This is a genomic window from Vibrio sp. GJ43-1 (assembly GCF_055808835.1).
On sequence record NZ_CM147884.1, the window covers coordinates 3,465,142 to 3,483,970 of the forward strand.

Annotated in this window: 9 protein-coding genes, 11 tRNA genes and 8 pseudogenes; 12 read left to right on the forward strand and 16 right to left on the reverse strand. The window is 45.4% G+C overall.

Annotated features, from left to right (window positions below):
- Positions 1–4: 4 nt before the first annotated feature.
- Positions 5–1,697 (reverse strand): annotated as a pseudogene (locus AC0L66_RS16540) (LysM peptidoglycan-binding domain-containing protein).
- Positions 1,698–1,717: 20 nt separating this feature from the next.
- Positions 1,718–2,182 carry a tRNA (adenosine(37)-N6)-threonylcarbamoyltransferase complex ATPase subunit type 1 TsaE gene (gene tsaE / locus AC0L66_RS16545; protein ID WP_265674887.1) on the reverse strand — a complete coding sequence of 155 codons (465 nt, stop codon included), beginning with the start codon at positions 2,180–2,182 and terminating at the stop codon, positions 1,718–1,720.
- A 245-nt stretch (positions 2,183–2,427) separates the two neighbouring features.
- Here tsaE and queG point away from each other — a divergent pair.
- A pseudogene (queG, locus tag AC0L66_RS16550) lies at positions 2,428–3,556 on the forward strand (tRNA epoxyqueuosine(34) reductase QueG).
- 687 nt (positions 3,557–4,243) lie between these two features.
- Here queG and AC0L66_RS16555 read toward each other — a convergent pair.
- From AC0L66_RS16555 to orn, 12 genes are all read right to left on the reverse strand, one after another.
- A tRNA-Gly gene (locus AC0L66_RS16555) sits at positions 4,244–4,319 on the reverse strand.
- Positions 4,320–4,349: 30 nt separating this feature from the next.
- Positions 4,350–4,426, reverse strand: a tRNA-Met gene (locus AC0L66_RS16560).
- A 58-nt stretch (positions 4,427–4,484) separates the two neighbouring features.
- Positions 4,485–4,560: transfer RNA gene (locus AC0L66_RS16565), tRNA-Gly, on the reverse strand.
- A 30-nt stretch (positions 4,561–4,590) separates the two neighbouring features.
- Positions 4,591–4,667 (reverse strand) — tRNA-Met (locus AC0L66_RS16570).
- A 58-nt stretch (positions 4,668–4,725) separates the two neighbouring features.
- Positions 4,726–4,801: transfer RNA gene (locus AC0L66_RS16575), tRNA-Gly, on the reverse strand.
- A 30-nt stretch (positions 4,802–4,831) separates the two neighbouring features.
- Positions 4,832–4,908: transfer RNA gene (locus AC0L66_RS16580), tRNA-Met, on the reverse strand.
- A 58-nt stretch (positions 4,909–4,966) separates the two neighbouring features.
- Positions 4,967–5,042, reverse strand: a tRNA-Gly gene (locus tag AC0L66_RS16585).
- Between the two features lie 30 nt (positions 5,043–5,072).
- A tRNA-Met gene (locus AC0L66_RS16590) sits at positions 5,073–5,149 on the reverse strand.
- 58 nt (positions 5,150–5,207) lie between these two features.
- Positions 5,208–5,283 (reverse strand) — tRNA-Gly (locus AC0L66_RS16595).
- A 30-nt stretch (positions 5,284–5,313) separates the two neighbouring features.
- Positions 5,314–5,390, reverse strand: a tRNA-Met gene (locus AC0L66_RS16600).
- Between the two features lie 58 nt (positions 5,391–5,448).
- Positions 5,449–5,524: transfer RNA gene (locus AC0L66_RS16605), tRNA-Gly, on the reverse strand.
- A gap of 177 nt (positions 5,525–5,701) precedes the next feature.
- The gene (orn, locus tag AC0L66_RS16610) at positions 5,702–6,247 is read right to left on the reverse strand and encodes an oligoribonuclease (protein ID WP_265674885.1); all 546 of its coding nucleotides are present in this window, start codon (positions 6,245–6,247) and stop codon (positions 5,702–5,704) included.
- 87 nt (positions 6,248–6,334) lie between these two features.
- Between orn and rsgA the strand changes: the two are divergent.
- The 4 genes and pseudogenes from rsgA (at position 6,335) to AC0L66_RS16630 (ending at position 11,122) form a co-directional block, all read left to right on the forward strand.
- A pseudogene (gene rsgA, locus AC0L66_RS16615) lies at positions 6,335–7,403 on the forward strand (small ribosomal subunit biogenesis GTPase RsgA).
- A gap of 152 nt (positions 7,404–7,555) precedes the next feature.
- Positions 7,556–8,428: an archaetidylserine decarboxylase gene (gene asd, locus AC0L66_RS16620; protein ID WP_473567954.1), complete on the forward strand. Its 873-nt coding sequence runs from the start codon at positions 7,556–7,558 to the stop codon at positions 8,426–8,428.
- A 248-nt stretch (positions 8,429–8,676) separates the two neighbouring features.
- Positions 8,677–10,093: pseudogene (locus tag AC0L66_RS16625) on the forward strand (SLC13 family permease).
- A 134-nt stretch (positions 10,094–10,227) separates the two neighbouring features.
- A pseudogene (locus AC0L66_RS16630) lies at positions 10,228–11,122 on the forward strand (DMT family transporter).
- Positions 11,123–11,147: 25 nt separating this feature from the next.
- On the opposite strand, the pseudogene epmA reads toward AC0L66_RS16630, so the two are convergent.
- Positions 11,148–12,119, reverse strand: a pseudogene (gene epmA / locus AC0L66_RS16635) (elongation factor P--(R)-beta-lysine ligase).
- A 248-nt stretch (positions 12,120–12,367) separates the two neighbouring features.
- Between epmA and frdA the strand changes: the two are divergent.
- From frdA to AC0L66_RS16660, 5 genes and pseudogenes are all read left to right on the forward strand, one after another.
- Positions 12,368–14,186 (forward strand): annotated as a pseudogene (frdA, locus tag AC0L66_RS16640) (fumarate reductase (quinol) flavoprotein subunit).
- A pseudogene (locus tag AC0L66_RS16645) lies at positions 14,186–14,946 on the forward strand (succinate dehydrogenase/fumarate reductase iron-sulfur subunit). The pseudogenes frdA and AC0L66_RS16645 overlap by 1 nt, the downstream one beginning before the upstream one ends.
- Positions 14,947–14,948: 2 nt before the next feature.
- Positions 14,949–15,332, forward strand: coding sequence for a fumarate reductase subunit FrdC (frdC, locus tag AC0L66_RS16650; protein WP_250618672.1), 384 nt, complete (start codon positions 14,949–14,951; stop codon positions 15,330–15,332).
- 10 nt (positions 15,333–15,342) lie between these two features.
- On the forward strand, positions 15,343–15,705 hold the full coding sequence (gene frdD / locus AC0L66_RS16655; RefSeq protein WP_265674879.1) for a fumarate reductase subunit FrdD: 363 nt from the start codon (positions 15,343–15,345) through the stop codon (positions 15,703–15,705).
- A gap of 152 nt (positions 15,706–15,857) precedes the next feature.
- Positions 15,858–16,553 (forward strand): VV20781 family protein, encoded by a 696-nt coding sequence (locus AC0L66_RS16660; RefSeq protein WP_428754083.1) that lies wholly within the window; start codon positions 15,858–15,860, stop codon positions 16,551–16,553.
- A gap of 83 nt (positions 16,554–16,636) precedes the next feature.
- Here AC0L66_RS16660 and efp read toward each other — a convergent pair whose 3' ends face one another.
- Positions 16,637–17,203: an elongation factor P gene (gene efp, locus AC0L66_RS16665; RefSeq protein ID WP_250618675.1), complete on the reverse strand. Its 567-nt coding sequence runs from the start codon at positions 17,201–17,203 to the stop codon at positions 16,637–16,639.
- Between the two features lie 34 nt (positions 17,204–17,237).
- Between efp and epmB the strand changes: the two genes are divergently transcribed.
- Together epmB and AC0L66_RS16675 are read left to right on the forward strand one after the other, a co-directional pair.
- On the forward strand, positions 17,238–18,260 hold the full coding sequence (epmB, locus tag AC0L66_RS16670; protein ID WP_265674877.1) for an EF-P beta-lysylation protein EpmB: 1,023 nt from the start codon (positions 17,238–17,240) through the stop codon (positions 18,258–18,260).
- 81 nt (positions 18,261–18,341) lie between these two features.
- Positions 18,342–18,824, forward strand: coding sequence for an MgtC/SapB family protein (locus AC0L66_RS16675; RefSeq protein WP_473567956.1), 483 nt, complete (start codon positions 18,342–18,344; stop codon positions 18,822–18,824).
- Positions 18,825–18,829 lie beyond the last annotated feature (5 nt).

An 18,829-nucleotide genomic window follows, 5' to 3' on the forward strand; every position in this document is an offset into this window, starting at 1 on the left:
CACGTTACCTATTAGGAATAATCAAAACCTGCCCAACTGCGAGCTGATCTGAACGTAACTTGTTCGCCTCACGTATGCTTTGTATCGTCACGTCATAGCGTGAAGCAATCTTACCTAAAAACTCACCCCGCTTAACGGTATGCTTTCTGACTGGCAAGTCTTTGAGGCTGACCGATACTTTCAGTTTTTGACCGAGTCGTAACGTATCCGATTTTAGGTTGTTCTCGCGCTTGATATCGGCAACTGACACTTTGTACTTGCTCGCAATTTTTCCAAGGTATTCCCCTTTCGCTACCGTATGTGTGACAACTTTCGTTTCAACGGTATTAACCTTGCTGCTCACTTTTACTGGCGCACTGTTTCCTGGGATAATTAAAACTTGCCCTACCGCCAATCCATTACTCTTCAGTTTATTCGCCGATTTAATCGACGAAACAGAAGAACCGTATTGCTGAGCAATCACTGATAACGACTCGCCACGTTTCACCGTGTGTTTACGTTGCTGACCTTTATTGGCAAACAAAGTGCCTTCTGGCGGGTTAGCCTCAAAATACTGGACTAGCGCCGTTGCTAATGCGCGCGCCAGCTTATCTTGGTGACTACGCGTAGTAAGTAAGCGCTCTTCACCGGGATTGGATATAAAGCCAGTTTCAACCAGTACCGATGGTATGTCTGGTGATTTCAGTACTGCAAGACTGGCATTGACTAAGCTCTTTTTTATGCAAATGAGCCACTTTCCCCATTTCTTTTAATATTTTTGTGGCGACTTTATAGCCTTCTTTTTGGGAGTGACTAAATTGTAAGTCAAGCAACGTTTGACTGACGTTTTTGTCATTTGAATTCTTCGCTAACGCTTCTCCCGCACCACCAAGTAATTCGGACTGTTGCTCATGGTTTTCTACCCAACGGGCAATTTCAGTATTCGCTCTTCTGGTATTCAAAACAAATACTGACGCCCCGCGAGGTTGTGGCGTTCGAAAAGCATCCGCATGAATAGAGACCAACAGGTGTGCTTTATTTTTACGAGCAATATCCGAACGTTTATTCAAATTAACGAAATAATCACCGCGTCGAGTCAGTACCGCTTTCATTCCTGGGATAGCATCAATTTGCGCCGCAAGTTTTTTGGAGACACTCAACGTTACATGCTTTTCATATTTTTTTGTCGGCCCAATAGAGCCAGGATCTTCTCCACCGTGTCCGGCGTCGATGGCAACGACAATATCGGCCGTGCCGCGTAATTGTGACGCATCACGACTGACGGCGGTCTTACTGTTTGCAACAGCCGTAGGTTTCGCCTGAGTCGCTTTTCCATGAGGAAGATCGATAACAAGACGGTGTCCATATTGTCCGCCAGGTGTTGGGTTCAAGGTAAATAACTGAGGAGTTAGTGCCTGCTTTAATTCAAAAACAAGACGATAAGTACCCTTCTTTGGAGGAGAACTTTTTCTTACTTTGCTCAATACTGGACTGTCCGTCACATTAAGTGGCAGCGTAGTATTTAGCGCCGTATTGTTAAGGTCTACCACAATACGGCTTGGGCCAGATAAAGAGAAATAGCTAAAATCAGCCTTTGACTTAAGGTCAATAACGACTCGAGTCTCATCCGGAGATGGCCAAACCCGTATCCCTTCAAGCGTATTCGCCCACACAAGCGTAGGGAAAAGAATGACGATGGCCAGCATGAGCACCTTCATGCGACTAAACAAACGATTGATCAATTTAACTCCAATTGACTAATTAGCTGAATTCCATATTCAGAGTTTGCAGTAAATGTAATTTCACGCGCTTCTCCAACGTATCTAAGGTCAATATCAAGATCAGCGGCTGGTAATACGCCCTCACCTTTTTCAGGCCATTCAACTAAGCAAATCGCATCATCAGAGAAGTAGTCACGAATCCCCATAAATTCCAGTTCTTCAGGATCCGCTAGACGATACAAATCAAAGTGATAAATATTCCACTGCTTGAGTTGATAAGGCTCCACTAACGTATACGTCGGGCTTTTCACATTCCCTTGATGCCCCTGGCTTTGAATAAACCCTCGGCTAAACGTTGTTTTCCCCGCCCCAAGATCACCGTGTAAATAAATGGTTGTTTGTTTTGAGCAGAGATTAGCGAGTTTAGTTCCAATTAAAACAGTGGCTGCTTCATCAGCTAAGGCAAATTTTTTAGTGTTCATCACATTTTTCTCTGAATACGTCGGTTGAGAGGTGAAATAGTAAACTGTGTCGCTTTTTGTAGACAAGTGTTGTTGTGTAAGTAATTAGAAAATTTACCATTAAAAACGGTGAATCCCTACAAAGTGATGATAAATACCCACCAACCCCCGCACAAATTTGGATATCTGTCTTTTTTCTACTCATACTTTGGATACAAACAGATTTGAGTATAGAATACGCGTCCTTTTTGAATAGAGTGATCGTGATGGATTTAGATAAGCTTGCCAACGACATCAAACAGTGGGCGAAAGAACTGGGTTTTCAAAAAGCAGGTATTAGTGATATCAGCTTAGAAGATCAAGAAACATCACTTAACCACTGGTTGGCAGCTAAGCTATCACGGTGAAATGGCTTGGATGGAATCAAACCAAGATTTACGCCTCCACCCCGACCGACTTCACCCCAACACATGCCGTATCATCAGCGTTCGTATGAACTACCTCCCAGAAGATGCACATTTTGCCAGCAATCTGCAAAATAAGCATACAGGCTATATCAGTCGCTACGCACTGGGTCGGGATTATCACAAACTTATTCGCAACCAATTAAAAAAGTTAGGTCAAAAGATTGAAAGTGAAGTCGGTGCTCTGGGTTACCGACCATTTGTCGACTCTGCACCCGTGCTCGAGCGCCCTCTAGCAGAAAAAGCAGGGTTGGGATGGACAGGTAAGCACTCTTTAATACTCGACAAAGATGCTGGCTCTTGGTTTTTCCTTGGCGAGTTATTTATCGACCTACCACTTCCTATCGATATGCCCGTTGAAAGTCAGTGTGGAAAATGCACTGCATGCATAACCTCATGCCCAACTAATGCCATCTTAGATAATGGCGTCGTCGATGCTAGGCGATGCATTTCATACTTAACCATTGAGTATGATGGCATTATCCCTGAAGAATTCCGAGATGCGATTGGCAATCGAATTTACGGCTGTGATGATTGCCAGTTAGTCTGTCCATGGAATCGATTCTCTGACATCAGCAAGCAAGTCGACTTCCAGCGACGTTCAATATTCAATGAGCCGGACTTAACAGCATTAATAGCTTGGGATGAATGTACATTTTTAAAAAACATGGAAGGCTCTGCCATTAGGCGTATCGGACATGAGCAATGGCGCAGAAACATCATTATTGCGCTAGGCAATGCCCCCTTTCAAGCGGAGTATCTTGCCGTACTCGAAAACCTCAAGGGTGAAAGTGCGTTGCTGGACACTCACATCGACTGGGCACTGGAAAAGTTACGTTCTCAAGAAGATAAATTGTCACTAAACAAAATAGACAGCAGAAACCAACGTCTTATTCGGATAGTGCAAAAAGGGCTACCGCGCGATTCATAACATCAAGAAGTCTCATATCGACATTGCCAATAAATCAAATAAATTTTCTTGACTAACATCTCATATTTGAATTTGTGGAAAAACAAAAATTTCATTCGTGCTATGTGCTTGTGAAAACAGGTTAAACACAGATGCAATATATGACTAGGATCAAAAAAACGTCACTTGTTGATCATTTAAATGCAGCAACACAGAATGAGAAATCAAACAAAACAATAACAAAATCAATGCCTTAGATTTAAATTATCTACTTTCTCGTTCCCTCGTTACTGTAAAGATCTTTCAATGACTTAGCTAACATATCGAGTAAAAACAATTTATCAACCAAGTTATCCACATACGATAAGATGTGGATAAGTCTGTTGATTTAAATGTAAGCGTACCGTAGAAAAAGGCGTTAACCTATATCCACAGAGTTGAATAACTACAGGAATAGCAGCGCAGACGCATTACAGAGACGAAACCGTCTCAATAATAAAAAACGTTACAAACTAACTAAATTGTTTTGGAGTGATGCTTCTCAGCATTAGGAAAGAGCGGCAGCGAAAGGACTAAGTTTCTCAACTTTGCTTGTATGGAATGCTGCTTTAGGCTTTCTCGAAAAAAGAAAGCATAGCGACTAACAAAACTTGCTCTACAGAAAGCAGAACAAGCTTTAAACCTCTATCGGGTTAAACGGCGCTAAAATGGAGCGATACATCGGGTTCGAACCGATGACCTCAACCTTGGCAAGGTTGCGCTCTACCAACTGAGCTAGTATCGCATATCAACAGCCAATGCTATTGATTAAATGTGGTTGCGGGGGCCGGATTTGAACCGACGACCTTCGGGTTATGAGCCCGACGAGCTACCAAACTGCTCCACCCCGCGTCCGAATTGTAGTCACCGTTAAGTACCGTGAGAACTGTCACTTTCTACTAAGAGAAAATGGAGCGATACATCGGGTTCGAACCGATGACCTCAACCTTGGCAAGGTTGCGCTCTACCAACTGAGCTAGTATCGCATATCAACAGCTAATGCTATTGATTAAATGTGGTTGCGGGGGCCGGATTTGAACCGACGACCTTCGGGTTATGAGCCCGACGAGCTACCAAACTGCTCCACCCCGCGTCCGAATTGTAGTCACCGTTAAGTACCGTGAGAACTGTCACTTTCTACTAAGAGAAAATGGAGCGATACATCGGGTTCGAACCGATGACCTCAACCTTGGCAAGGTTGCGCTCTACCAACTGAGCTAGTATCGCATATCAACAGCCAATGCTATTGATTAAATGTGGTTGCGGGGGCCGGATTTGAACCGACGACCTTCGGGTTATGAGCCCGACGAGCTACCAAACTGCTCCACCCCGCGTCCGAATTGTAGTCACCGTTAAGTACCGTGAGAACTGTCACTTTCTACTAAGAGAAAATGGAGCGATACATCGGGTTCGAACCGATGACCTCAACCTTGGCAAGGTTGCGCTCTACCAACTGAGCTAGTATCGCATATCAACAGCCAATGCTATTGATTAAATGTGGTTGCGGGAGCCGGATTTGAACCAACGACCTTCGGGTTATGAGCCCGACGAGCTACCAAACTGCTCCATCCCGCGTCCGAATTGTAGTCACCGTTAAGTACCGTGAGAACTGTCACTTTCTACTAAGAGAAAGTGGAGCGATACATCGGGTTCGAACCGATGACCTCAACCTTGGCAAGGTTGCGCTCTACCAACTGAGCTAGTATCGCATATCAACAGCCAATGCTATTGATTAAATGTGGTTGCGGGAGCCGGATTTGAACCAACGACCTTCGGGTTATGAGCCCGACGAGCTACCAAACTGCTCCATCCCGCGTCCGAATTGTAGTCACCGTTAAGTACCGTGAGAACTGTCACTTTCTACTAAGAGAAAGTGGAGCGATACATCGGGTTCGAACCGATGACCTCAACCTTGGCAAGGTTGCGCTCTACCAACTGAGCTAGTATCGCATTGAACGTGTTTCGTCGTTCAGGGCTGCGAATTATAAGAGCATTTTTTTGTGATGCAAGTCCTATCGATAAAAAACATTCATTTTTTTTCCGTTTGATGAAAAAGCACACAAAAACACCTTATTTTTCTTGAAACTAGAACAAATCAGCCTCGCTATGATTCCAATATAGATTCGACTAAATGGAGAAAATAGTTTCACGATAGTATTTTAGTTCAGCGATCGACTCACGAATATCATCAAGAGCGAGATGAGTACCTTGCTTACTAAAACCATCTAAAATCTCTGGCTTCCAACGGCGAGTCAGTTCTTTTAAGGTACTCACATCGATGTAACGATAGTGGAAATACGCTTCAAGCTCTGGCATGTGCTTGTATAAGAAGCGACGATCTTGCCCAATACTGTTACCACAGATAGGCGACACCCCTTTTGGTACCCATTGCTCTAAAAACGCTACCGTCTCTACGATTGCCTGCTGTTCCGTATACGTGCTTTCCATCACACGGGCGACAAGCCCACTCGCAGTATGAGTGTTGGTGCACCAGTCATCCATTTTTGCTAACTCAGCCTCAGACTGATTGATAGCAATGACAGGGCCTTCAGCAAGAATATTCAACTGGCTGTCTGTCACTATGCTCGCAATCTCGATAATTTTATGTTGCTCAGGATCGAGTCCTGTCATCTCTAAATCAACCCAGATTAAATTCTGTTCGCTAAAAGACATATCGCCCTCGTCTATTTGTTTTCCGCTAAAAGAGGTACTATACCGAAATAAATTTCAGTAACCCAAATGGTTTGATGCATTGGCATCATAAAATATCGTGGCGAAAAAGAAAAACTAACCAAAGGCCAAGTGCGTCGAGTACGCAGCAACCAAAGCAAAAAACTTAAACAAGAAGAAACCGTTCAATGGGATGAAACCATGCTAGGAGCGGTCAAACAAGGTTTAGTGATTACTCGCTTTGGTCAACATGCCGACATTGAAGATCTTGAAACTCAAGAAGTTCACCGTTGTAATTTACGACGTGGCATTGAGTCTCTCGTCTCTGGCGATCATGTAAAATGGCGTGTAGGCATTGAATCTATGCATGGTATTTCGGGTGTTGTAGAGGCCGTCGAGCCACGCAGCTCAATACTCACACGCCCAGACTATTACGACGGCCTAAAGCCCGTTGCAGCCAACGTTGACCAAATGGTGATTGTTTCGGCCATTGCGCCGGATTTATCGTTTAACATCATCGATCGCTACTTGGTGGCATCGGAAACGTTGCAAATTGCTCCGCTATTGGTTCTAAACAAAGTTGACCTGATTTCAGAAGAAGACAAAGCGGATATTTATGCCTCCTTAAACGCTTACAAGCGTATTGGCTATGACGTTGCCTTTGTCAGCAAAGAAACCGAGCGAAGGGATCCAAGAACTGGAAAGCTACCTCAAAGATAAAGTGAACATCTTTGTTGGGCAATCTGGAGTAGGCAAATCAAGCTTAGTCAATGCTCTCATGCCCGAATTAGAAATTGAAGAGGGGGCCATTTCTGAAAACTCAGGATTAGGTCAGCATACGACGACAGCCGCTCGACTCTACCACTTCCCATCAGGGGGCGATCTTATCGACTCTCCAGGGGTTCGTGAGTTTGGACTTTGGCACTTAGAATCTCATGAAATCACTGAAGCTTTTGTCGAGTTTCGTCCTTACCTAGGTGGTTGTAAGTTTAGAGATTGCAAACACTTAGATGATCCTGGCTGCATTCTTCGTGAAGCGGTTGAAAACGGCAGCATCGATAAAGGCCGCTTTGACAACTATCACCGAATTTTGGAGAGCATGGGTGAGAACAAAGCCAATCGACAATACTCGCGCAATAAGAAAGCGGATCTGGGTTGATTAAAACTCTACGCTTGCCTTTATGCCGCGAGTTTGCCGTCACGCACAACGTCAGCACTGGAATTGGACTAAGTACTGACATTTCGTGAGATTTACATTAATATCTCGCGCCCTGAATTCGAAATACACAATTAATGTTGGAATAGTAAGCAATGGATAAGATTAAAGTTGGACTTCAATATTGGCTACCAAAACACGGTTTAACCCGTTTAGTCGGTAAACTAGCATCAGCAAAAGCTGGTGGTCTAACGACAGCTATCATTCGTTGGTTTGTAAAACAATATAACGTCAATTTAGATGAAGCTTTGTACTCAGATCCAGCTCACTTCGAGACTTTTAACGAATTTTTCGTTCGTGAACTCAAACCAGGTACTCGACCAATTGCAGAAGGTGAGTCTGTCATCACCCACCCCGCAGATGCGTGTGTGAGCCAATTTGGTCCTATTGAAGATGGTAAGCTAATCCAAGCTAAAAACCATCACTACACAGCACAAGAGCTATTGGGCGGAAGTGAAGACCTCGCTAAAGAGTTTGCCGATGGCGAATTTGCAACGCTTTATCTCTCTCCCCGCGACTACCACCGTGTACACATGCCGTGTGATGGTACATTACGCCAAATGATTTATGTCCCTGGCGACCTATTTTCAGTCAATCCGCTTACCGCGGAGAATGTGCCTAATCTGTTTGCTCGTAACGAACGAGTGGTATGTATCTTTGATACTGAATTCGGCCCAATGGCGCAGGTTCTTGTCGGTGCAACGATCGTCGGCAGCATTGAACTTATATGGGCTGGTACCGTAACACCGCCAACTGGCAGCTCCGTTCATACTTGGGACTACCCTGCTGAGGGTAATAAGTCTGTTGTATTGAAAAAGGGAGAAGAAATGGGTCGCTTTAAGCTAGGCTCAACGGTCATTAACTTGTTTGCCCGTAATCGCATCCGCTTTGATGAGACAATGGCGAACACCACCCCTACCGTTATGGGCACACCTTATGCTCATGTGGCAGAACGTAACGACAGCTAAGTAGCTAAGTAGCTAAGTAGTAAATAACTAGTCCAGTCAAAAGAAACGGTGCAAATTTGCGCCGTTTTTTATTGCCTTATTCTCAGCTTTCTTAACGATTCTGCTTGATACAAATTGTTGACGTAAAACAATAATCTCACCAAAAAATCCTCCATGATTTCAAAACTCTAACCTTAGTCGAAGACCCCAAGGCGATTATCTTTTAATCTATTTAATAGACGAATTTTTGATTTGAGATAATATTGCCTATGCCCAAGATAAATAACGGGGTTTTGATCCGGCTCCTGATCTGCTTTATGGTTCCCCTTGGTGTGTTAATGATGCCGATTGATGCCATTCCCATCGACGATCTCACGCTTATTCAACATCGACTACTCGCTATTTTCTTACTCGCTGCACTACTCTGGGTTCTAGAGCCTGTTCCTGTTTTTGCCACCTCAATTCTTATCATTGCCTTAGAACTGGTCATGATTTCAGATAAAGGATTGCACCTATTTCGCACGCCACCAGCAGGCCACGACTTAGGTGAGTTGATGAAATACACCGACATCTTTAGTGCTTTTTCATCGCCTATTATTATTTTATTTATGGGTGGTTTTGCCTTAGCGATTGCCGCGTCTAAATACGAACTCGACAACAACCTCGCCCGTGTCTTACTTAAGCCTTTTGGCCAACAGCCGAAATTTATCATGTTGGGGTTAATGTTAATCACTGCAGTTTTTTCGATGTTTATGTCCAATACCGCCACCACAGTGATGATGCTAGCCTTGCTTGGACCTATTGTTGCTTCTGCGCCCAAAGGCGACATTGGCATCAAAGCGTTAGTGTTATGCATTCCTATTGCGGCGAATACGGGGGGGATAGCAACACCAATAGGAACCCCGCCCAATGCAATAGCATTGCAATACCTCACAGGAGAAAACACCATCGACTTCCTGCAATGGATGATGATGGGGCTGCCTTTTGTCATCATTCAACTGACCATTGCTTGGTTTTTGTTACAACGCTTTTTCCCATCCTCACAAGACAAAATGGTACTAAAGCTAAACGGGACATTCCAAAAAAACTGGCGAGCCATCGTGGTATACGCCACCTTCGCCACCACCATTTTGCTTTGGATGACGACTAAGTTACATGGCATGAATACCTATGTGGTTTCCATCATTCCACTTGCGGTGTTTACGCTGACGGGAATCATGGGTAAAGAAGAGCTCAAGCTCATTAACTGGGATGTGCTTTGGCTCGTTGCTGGTGGTATCGCGATTGGCATTGGCTTAGATAAAACCGGGCTCGCCGTCGCCCTTGCTCACGCGATTGACTATGAATCACTTTCGCCAATGGCTGTAGTGCTAACACTTTCTGTCGTCTGTTGGCTAATGGCTAATTTCATGTCGAATACTGCCACAGCAAACTTACTGATGCCTATCGCTGCTGCTATTGGTGCCTCGATGGAAAGCCTAGCCACTATTGGTGGTTTACAAGGTCTGCTCGTCGTTGTCGCATTTTCAGCGTCGTTAGGGATGATTCTTCCTGTCTCCACGCCTCCTAATTCTCTTGCCTACTCTACTCGGTCTGATTGAAAGCAAAGACATGGCAAAGATGGGGCTGATCCTTGGCGTGGTTGGTTTACTCATTGTCTATACCGCCGCATGGATCCTAACCTAGTACGCTAGGCCACACTTAAGCAAGTACCAACGTCGCAATGAAATCCACTCTATCTGGTGGATTTCATTGCGCTTTACTAAGCCGCATAGTACAACCTGTTTAGCGATAGGATTTCTAATTGAATAGGGAAACTCATGGGGTTTGAGTGGTTTGCACTTATTGCCGCCTTTTTGTGGGCGGTGTCTAGCATTATTTCCGTGACACCAGCACGCCACCTTGGCTCTTTTGCCTATAGTCGGTGGAGAATGGGATGTACTGCTCGGCATACTCACTACGATGGCATTACTTACGAATGGCTGGGGAAGCGTGGCCTACACCCATATCACGCCGATGGCGCTATCGGGGCTTATCGGGATCTTTATTGGTGATACCGCGCTATTTGCTTGCTTAAATCGAATGGGGCCACGCCAGGCTGGGTTACTCTTCTCTTGTCACGCCGTTTTTTCCGCCATACTCGGTTACTTTCTTTTTTCTGAAACCATGAATTCCATGGAGCTGATGGGCTCAGCACTCGTATTTTCAGGGGTCGCAACCGCGATCTTTTTTGGCCGTAAGCAAGCCAAGCCATCAGCAAATCGCTTCGAGGAAATTCGAGGAAAGGTTTGGATTGGTGTCGCACTCGGTATTACCGCGGCACTGTGTCAGGCGCTGGGGGGGATTATCGCCAAACCCGTGATGCAAACTACTATCGACCCTATTGCTGCGTCCGCGATTCGTATGATTACCGCCTTTATTGCCCATAGCTTATTTTGGCTAACTGGGGCAAGACTGGCAAAAAGTATCAACCCAATCACCCTGCCCATCTTTGGTATTACCGCTCTAAACGGCTTTCTTGCCATGGCAGTGGGTATGACTCTCATCCTGTTTGCCCTACAAACGGGTAATGTCGGTATGGTAGCGCTACTTTCTTCGACAACCCCCATCATGGTATTGCCACTACTATGGCTATACACCAAGCAACGACCTAACCGCTACGCTTGGTTAGGTGCGTTACTCGCCGTCACGGGTACAGGAATACTCGTCAGTTAGTGATTAAGCATGGAACGGAAAACAATTACGCGATCGGAAATGGAAAAGCCGTCACTTGATCGATATGTTCAGCGCCTATGGCCAGCATAATCAGCGCGGTCAATCCCCAACGCCACACCTGCGCATGGTGGTAGCCCCGCCTCTAGAGCGGCAATCAGGTGGTGGTCAATAGGCTGGACAGGTAACCCCATTGTAACCCTCTTCTGATTGTCTTGTTCAAAACGCGCAAGCTGCTCTTGTGGGTTATCGAGCTCATGGAAGCCATTAGCAAGTTCGATGCCCTTAAAATACACCTCAAAGCGATCGGCCACCCTAGGATCATTCGCGTTAACTTTTGCTAATGCCGCTTGTGAAGCAGGAAAATCATAAACAAAAGCAGGAGAGTTCAAGCCAATTTTAGTTTCCACTCCCATACTAAATAGCAGTTGCAATAAGGTATCTCGGTCTTCTTCACTGTCTGCAATATCAGACAAGCCTAACGTCCCAGCAGCAACCCGAAGCTCTGACATGGAAGCGGTGAGCGGACAGACGGCCAGTGCCTGAATAAACGCTTGTTGATACGTCATTCGCTCCGCTTTCTCTCCTTTTAATACTAGAATCAATAGTTCATCCATTTCATCCATTAGCTGGTGATGATCAAACCCAACGCGGTACCACTCCAACATGGTAAACTCGGGATTGTGGTAACGACCGCTCTCTTCATTGCGAAACGCCTTCGCTATCTGATAGATACAGCCACTCCCCGCCGCCAGCAATCGTTTCATATGAAATTCAGGGCTCGTCATGAAATACAAGCGCCTACCATCTGCGTAACCAGGTCCAACAAATTCGGTATCAAACGTTTGCAGGTGTACATCTGTCACCGTGGCATGACTCATGGCTGGCGTGTCCACTTCCATGACACCTTTTGATAAGAAAAATTGACGTATATTGCGAATAATCTCTGCGCGTTTTTTAGCAAAGGTATTGATGCTGTAGGTTGCCAGTCGCTGTAAATCATAATCAAACTCATTAGCTGTAGTTATTGATAATTGTACAAATTCAAAGATACCCCACAATTATAAGTGACGTTAATCACACATCATATAAATACTATGCCTCTCTTTGCATTTCCGATGAAAAAACCTAACTCAATCAATTTTTTTGCCCGGCGCCTTATCTACTATAGCCCTTAGTTTTTATCTGCTTATTTAAGCGCTAATTATCAACCGCGAGTTCAACTCGCTCTCACACTGGAGGATAACTGTGAAGACAATTACCACAGATATCGCAGTCATCGGCGCTGGTGGCGCTGGTCTTCGAACTGCTATTGCAGCCGCTGAAGCAAATCCTGACATGGAAGTTGCTCTTATCTCGAAAGTTTACCCGATGCGATCGCACACGGTCGCGGCTGAGGGTGGCTCTGCCGCTGTAATCAAGGATGAAGATAGCCTAGACAATCACTTCAACGATACCGTTGGTGGTGGTGACTGGCTTTGTGAACAGGATGTTGTTGAGTATTTCGTAAAAAGCGCAACCAAAGAAATGATCCAAATGGAGCAATGGGGCTGCCCGTGGAGCCGTAAAGAAAATGGCGAGGTCAATGTTCGTCGTTTTGGTGGCATGAAGGTGGAACGAACCTGGTTTGCTGCGGATAAAACTGGCTTCCATATGCTGCATACGCTATTCCAAACCTCAATGAAGTATGACCAAATCAAACGATTTGATGAGTACTTTGTGGTTGATCTTCTTGTTGTCGAAGGCGAAGTGCAAGGTCTGATCGCCATTCATATGTCGGAAGGCGAACTCGTGACCATTAAAGCGAAGTCTGTTGTACTCGCAACGGGTGGCGCTGGTCGTGTTTATCACTGTAACACGAACGGCGGCATTGTGACTGGCGATGGTATGGCAATGGCGTATCGTCATGGTGTGCCACTACGTGATATGGAATTCGTGCAATACCACCCAACAGGGCTTCCTGGCACTGGTATCCTGATGACCGAAGGTTGTCGTGGTGAAGGGGGGATTATCGTCAACAAGAATGGCTACCGTTACCTACAAGATTACGGCATGGGCCCAGAGACACCAGTCGGCGAGCCGAAAAACAAATACATGGAACTGGGTCCTCGTGACAAAGTTTCTCAAGCATTTTGGCATGAGCAGCAAAAAGGCAATACCATCAAACACCCATTGGGTGATGTGGTTCACCTAGACTTGCGTCACCTTGGCGAAGAGTACTTACAAGAACGTCTACCGTTTATCTGTGAACTTGCCAAAGCTTACGTCAACGTTGATCCAGCCAAAGAGCCAATCCCAATTAGACCAACCGTCCATTACACCATGGGTGGTATCGAGACCAATGGTCAATGTGAAACGCGTATACAAGGTCTATTCGCAGTCGGTGAATGTGCATCTGTTGGCCTTCACGGCGCTAACCGACTAGGCTCCAACTCACTGGCTGAGTTTGTTGTATTTGGTCGTGTTGCTAAGCGAACAAGCGGTTGAACGTGCACAAACCTTTAAAGGCTGGGATGACGCAGCAATTGCGAAACAAGTGGAAGCCGTTGAAGCGCGCATTGCCGCCCTACTCAACCAAAATGGCGACGAAAACTGGGCCGACATCCGCACAGAAATGGGTCATACCATGGAAGCGGGTTGTGGTATTTACCGTCAAGAAGACTTAATGCAAGCCACACTTGAAAAGATTGCTGAGCTTAAGCAACGTTATAAAAACATTGGTATTAAAGATAAAGGGAAAGTCTTCAACACAGACTTACTGTACGCCATCGAAGTGGGTTACGGTCTTGAAGTCGCTGAAGCCATGGTGCACTCCGCCATTCTGCGTAAAGAATCCCGTGGTGCGCACCAACGTTTAGACGATGGCTGCACAGAGCGTGATGATGAAAAATTCCTAAAACACTCTCTCGCTTTCTTCCAAGAAGACAACGCACCAAGCATCGATTACAGCGATGTAAAAATCACCAAATCCCAACCTAAAGCCCGTCTTTACGGTGAAGCTGCAGAGAAAGCTGCCGCTGCAGAAGCAAAAGCCGCTCAAGAAAACAATGCAGAGGAGCAAGCATAATGTCCGCAAATCGCATTCAGAAAGTAGAAATCATGCGTTACGACCCGGAGAAAGACTCTGAGCCTCGCATGCAAATGTTTGATGTCCCGTTTGATGAAACCATGTCAGTTCTTGATGCTATTGGTTACATCAAAGATAACCTAGATAAAGACCTCTCCTACCGTTGGTCTTGTCGCATGGCGATTTGTGGTTCTTGTGGCATCATGGTCAACGGTGTCCCTAAGTTAGCGTGTAAAAGCTTCTTACGAGACTACACCTAGGTGGCGTGAAAATCGAGCCGCTCGCCAATTTTCCAATCGAGAAAGACTTAATTGTCGATATGACGCCCTTTATTGAGCGCTTAGAAGCGATTAAACCTTATATCATTGGTAACGACCGTACCCCAGAAGATGGTGCAAACCTGCAAACACCAGAACAAATGGCGAAATATAAGCAATTTGCTGGCTGTATTAACTGTGGACTTTGCTACGCAGCTTGCCCACAGTTTGGTTTAAACCCTGAGTTTATTGGCCCTGCCGCCCTGACTCTGGCACATCGCTATAACCTCGACAGCCGTGACAATGGCAAGAGCGAACGTATGGCACTCATCAACGGCGAAAATGGCGCATGGGGTTGTACCTTTGTTGGCTATTGCTCAGATGTTTGCCCTAAAAATGTCGACCCAGCGGCGGCGGTAAACCAAGGTAAAATTGAATCTTCAAAAGACTTTGTTATTGCCATGCTCAAGCCTGATGGCTCACCAAAGAATGTGGAGGCATAACCATGAGCAATAGAAAACCTTATGTTCGCGAAATAAAACGCACTTGGTGGAAAAATCATCCTTTCTACCGTTTCTACATGTTGCGTGAAGCCACGGTATTGCCACTGATTCTATTTACGATTTTCCTAACCTTTGGCTTAGGCGCACTCGTTAAGGGACCAGAGGCTTGGCAAGGTTGGTTAGCATTTATGGCCAATCCAATTGTGATTGCCATCAACATTGTTGCGCTCGCAGGCAGCTTATTCCACGCTCAAACCTTTTTTAGCATGATGCCGCAAGTTATGCCGATTAAACTAAAAGGCAAAGCGGTAGAAAAGAAAACCATCGTGCTGGCGCAATGGGCGGCCGTTGCAGCAATTTCTCTCATTGTGCTGATTATCGTCTAAGGAGACCACTGTGATTAACCAAAACCCTAAACGTTCAGACGAGCCCGTATGGTGGGGACTATTTGGTGCAGGCGGCTCATGGTTTGCCATGATTACTCCTGTTACTATTCTTGTCCTTGGCATTCTTGTGCCAATGGGCATCATCGACGCGCAAGCATTAAGCTATGAGCGAGTTGCAGGCTTTGCCACTAGCTTTATCGGTGCACTCTTTGTCATCGCCACATTAGCCTTACCAATGTGGCATGCGATGCACCGCCTTCACCATGGTATGCATGATCTAAAAATTCACGCTGGTGTGGCAGGCAAAATTGCGTGCTATTTCTTTGCAGGTCTTATTAGTGCATTAGCAGTGATCTTTATCTTTATGATTTAACGTTCAAAATGCCGAAAAGGGTAGCGAATTCGCTACCCTTTTTATTATCTACCAGTGTGTGAGCCATCATCCATTCAGACAATCTCTTACATTCCTTCATTTCCTCCCCCTATACAATCCGCGCCGATTTATAATAAAAAAGAGATGTAACAATGAAAAAGTCTATTTGCGCACTCGTTATTTCCAGTGCTCTTTTTGGGTGTGGTAGCACCGTTGATATGAAAAAATCAGACGCGGTTTCTGCACAACCAGAGCTCACACTAAAAACCGATGGCACATTTTGGGGATTCGGTCCCGAAGGTTCATTTGATATAGCGGGTCTCTATCACGGAAAATACTCACGTAGTGCGTCCACGAGTTCTTGGTTTAATACCATTAATAGTAAAGAAGGGGACATGGTTGCAGAAATCACTCGCACTGACAGCGGGGAAACTTGGACACTTGTTTGTAGTGGCGGTGGCACCAGCGTCGATCTCGGCAGCTTTTCGTTTGGTGGTAACGGGCCGTACATTTGTCAGATCAGTGAAGCGGGTCAAGCGATTGGTGAGTATGAGATGGCAAGAAAGTCTGAAGCGATCAGCCTATCAACGGCGAAGAAAGAAATCGGCTTCATTCGACTCGGTAGTACCCACTTTAACGTTGAGTCGATTCACGAAGGTGAAGGTCTACTGATGAGTGTCGATAATCCGCTTGGCTATAGCTTTAGCAGAGGCAGCCAAGAGATTGCTGCCGCGCAAACCAATGGTACGATAACACTTCAAACACTGGCCAACTTACCCAATACAGAAATGAATACCCTTGCGCTCGGTACGGTTGCCAGTGCATTAAGTTGGCGTCCGCAGGAATAACGCCCTCTATGTCTTAAACATAAACTGGATTTCAAACATAAAAAAAGGTCGCCTAAGCGACCTTTTTAATCTCGAAAGCCATATTACTTAACACGGCCTACATATTCTGCAGTACGAGTGTCAACTTTTACCACTTCACCGATTTGAATAAATAGCGGAACACGTACAACGGCACCCGTTGTTAATGTCGCAGGCTTACCGCCTGTACCTTGTGTATCACCTTTTAGACCAGGATCGGTTTCTGTGACTTCTAGCTCAACAAAGTTAGCTGGCGTAACAGAAATCGGCGTGCCGTTCCAAAGTGTAATCATACAAGGGTTGTTTTCTACCAACCATTTCGCATTGTCACCCACCGCTTTTACGTCTGCAGCGATTTGTTCGAATGTTTCATTGTTCATAAAGTGGTAGAATTCACCGTCTGAGTATAGGTAATCTAGATCGATATCCATGACGTCAGCGACTTCAAAGCTCTCGCCTGACTTAAATGTTTTCTCTAACACCTTACCAGACAGTAGTTTACGAATTTTAACACGGTTAAATGCTTGACCTTTACCTGGCTTCACGTATTCATTTTCTAGAATCACGCAAGGCTCGTTATCCAGCATTAATTTCAAACCGCCTTTAAATTCATTAGTGCTAACAGTAGCCATTGTATCCTCTTAGTATTCTTCGAGTTAAAATTTAATGTCGCCTATCATAACCCGAAATCTTGTTTCTGTTGAGCAAAACTGGCTCAAACAGCTATCCAATGCGATCTCAGACCCGTATCAGTTGCTTAAACAACTAGAAATTGATACGGCGCCATGGGAAAGCGGCCTACGTGCAAGGAAACTATTTCCGATGCGTGTCCCTCAAAGCTTTGTCGAACGAATGGAAAAAGGCAACCCATACGACCCGCTCTTACAACAAGTACTGCCATTAAGCCAAGAGTTCGACGTCCATGCTGGGTATTCAGAAGATCCGCTAGAAGAACAAGGTTCCGTGGTTCCCGGATTACTACATAAGTACCAAAGTCGCGCCTTAATGATAGTCAAAGGTGGCTGTGCGGTTAACTGCCGCTATTGCTTCCGACGTCACTTCCCTTATGAAGATAATAAAGGCAACAAAGCAAACTGGCAGTTAGCGCTGGACTATATTGCCAACCAACCAGACATCAACGAAGTCATTCTCTCGGGGGGTGATCCATTAATGGCGAAGGACAAAGATATCGAATGGCTTATCACGCATATAGAATCTATCCCGCACATTAACACACTGCGTATTCACTCTCGTTTGCCAGTGGTAATTCCGGATCGCATCACAGAATCACTGTGTGAGATGCTACAACAGACTCGATTAAATACCGTTCTGGTTACACACATCAACCATGCTAACGAAATTAATCCCGCCCTATCACTGGCAATACAGCACATCAAGCGAGCGGGCGTCACAGTACTTAATCAAAGCGTGTTACTAAAAGGCATCAATGACAGTGTTGAAAGCCAAGTTGCGCTGAGTCATGCCCTATTTAATAGCGGAATACTGCCCTACTACCTGCACGTGCTTGATAAAGTGCAAGGCGCAGCGCATTACTTTGTCGACGATCATCAAGCAAAACAGCTCATGCATGGGTTGATCGAGCGTGTCTCCGGCTATTTAGTACCAAAACTCACTCGTGAAGAAGGAGGCAGAACCAGCAAAACACCTCTCGATCTTCACCTTGAGTAACGTTTTTCGTCTCGATAAAATTTATTTGTTCGCCTGCCCGGTCTAATAAACAGATACTGCTTTTTTTGGGGGGGCATATTTGTGGAATTAGCAGCACTTTTGGATTTGGGGCCATTCTCATGGCAGGCACTGGCATGCTGTATGCTTAATGGCACACTGATTGGTCTTGAAAGGCAAACACGAGGCAAACCCGTCGGGATCCGCACGTCTATTTTAGTGCTATCTGGCACCTATCTCTTTATGTCAATGGCCATTTCATTATCCCCAAACACTCTTGATCAAGCCCGAGTATTAGGACAAATCATTACTGGTGTCGGCTTTTTAGGCGCTGGGGTCATGATGTCTGAAAATGGTAAGATTCATGGTGTGACTTCAGCGGCCGTCATCTGGCTACTTGCCGGGCTGGGCATGATGATTGGACTGGGGCATTACAAGGCCTCTATCATCCTTACTTTACTGGCACTCACCATACTACTTGGAGTCGATAAGGCAGAAAGTAGCTTTCAAAGCTTACGCCGCGGTGTCCACCAAACCTTTCAACGACGCTCTAAACGTCGAAAGTAACAATA

Excerpts from the sequence above, each read along its gene's own strand:
- tsaE (WP_265674887.1), bottom strand. The coding sequence starts at position 2,182 with ATGAACACTAAAAAATTTGCCTTAGCTGATGAAGCAGCCACTGTTTTA.
- orn (WP_265674885.1), bottom strand. The coding sequence starts at position 6,247 with ATGTCTTTTAGCGAACAGAATTTAATCTGGGTTGATTTAGAGATGACA.
- asd (WP_473567954.1), top strand. The coding sequence starts at position 7,556 with ATGGATAAGATTAAAGTTGGACTTCAATATTGGCTACCAAAACACGGT.
- frdC (WP_250618672.1), top strand. The coding sequence starts at position 14,949 with ATGAGCAATAGAAAACCTTATGTTCGCGAAATAAAACGCACTTGGTGG.
- AC0L66_RS16660 (WP_428754083.1), top strand. The coding sequence starts at position 15,858 with ATGAAAAAGTCTATTTGCGCACTCGTTATTTCCAGTGCTCTTTTTGGG.
- efp (WP_250618675.1), bottom strand. The coding sequence starts at position 17,203 with ATGGCTACTGTTAGCACTAATGAATTTAAAGGCGGTTTGAAATTAATG.
- epmB (WP_265674877.1), top strand. The coding sequence starts at position 17,238 with ATGTCGCCTATCATAACCCGAAATCTTGTTTCTGTTGAGCAAAACTGG.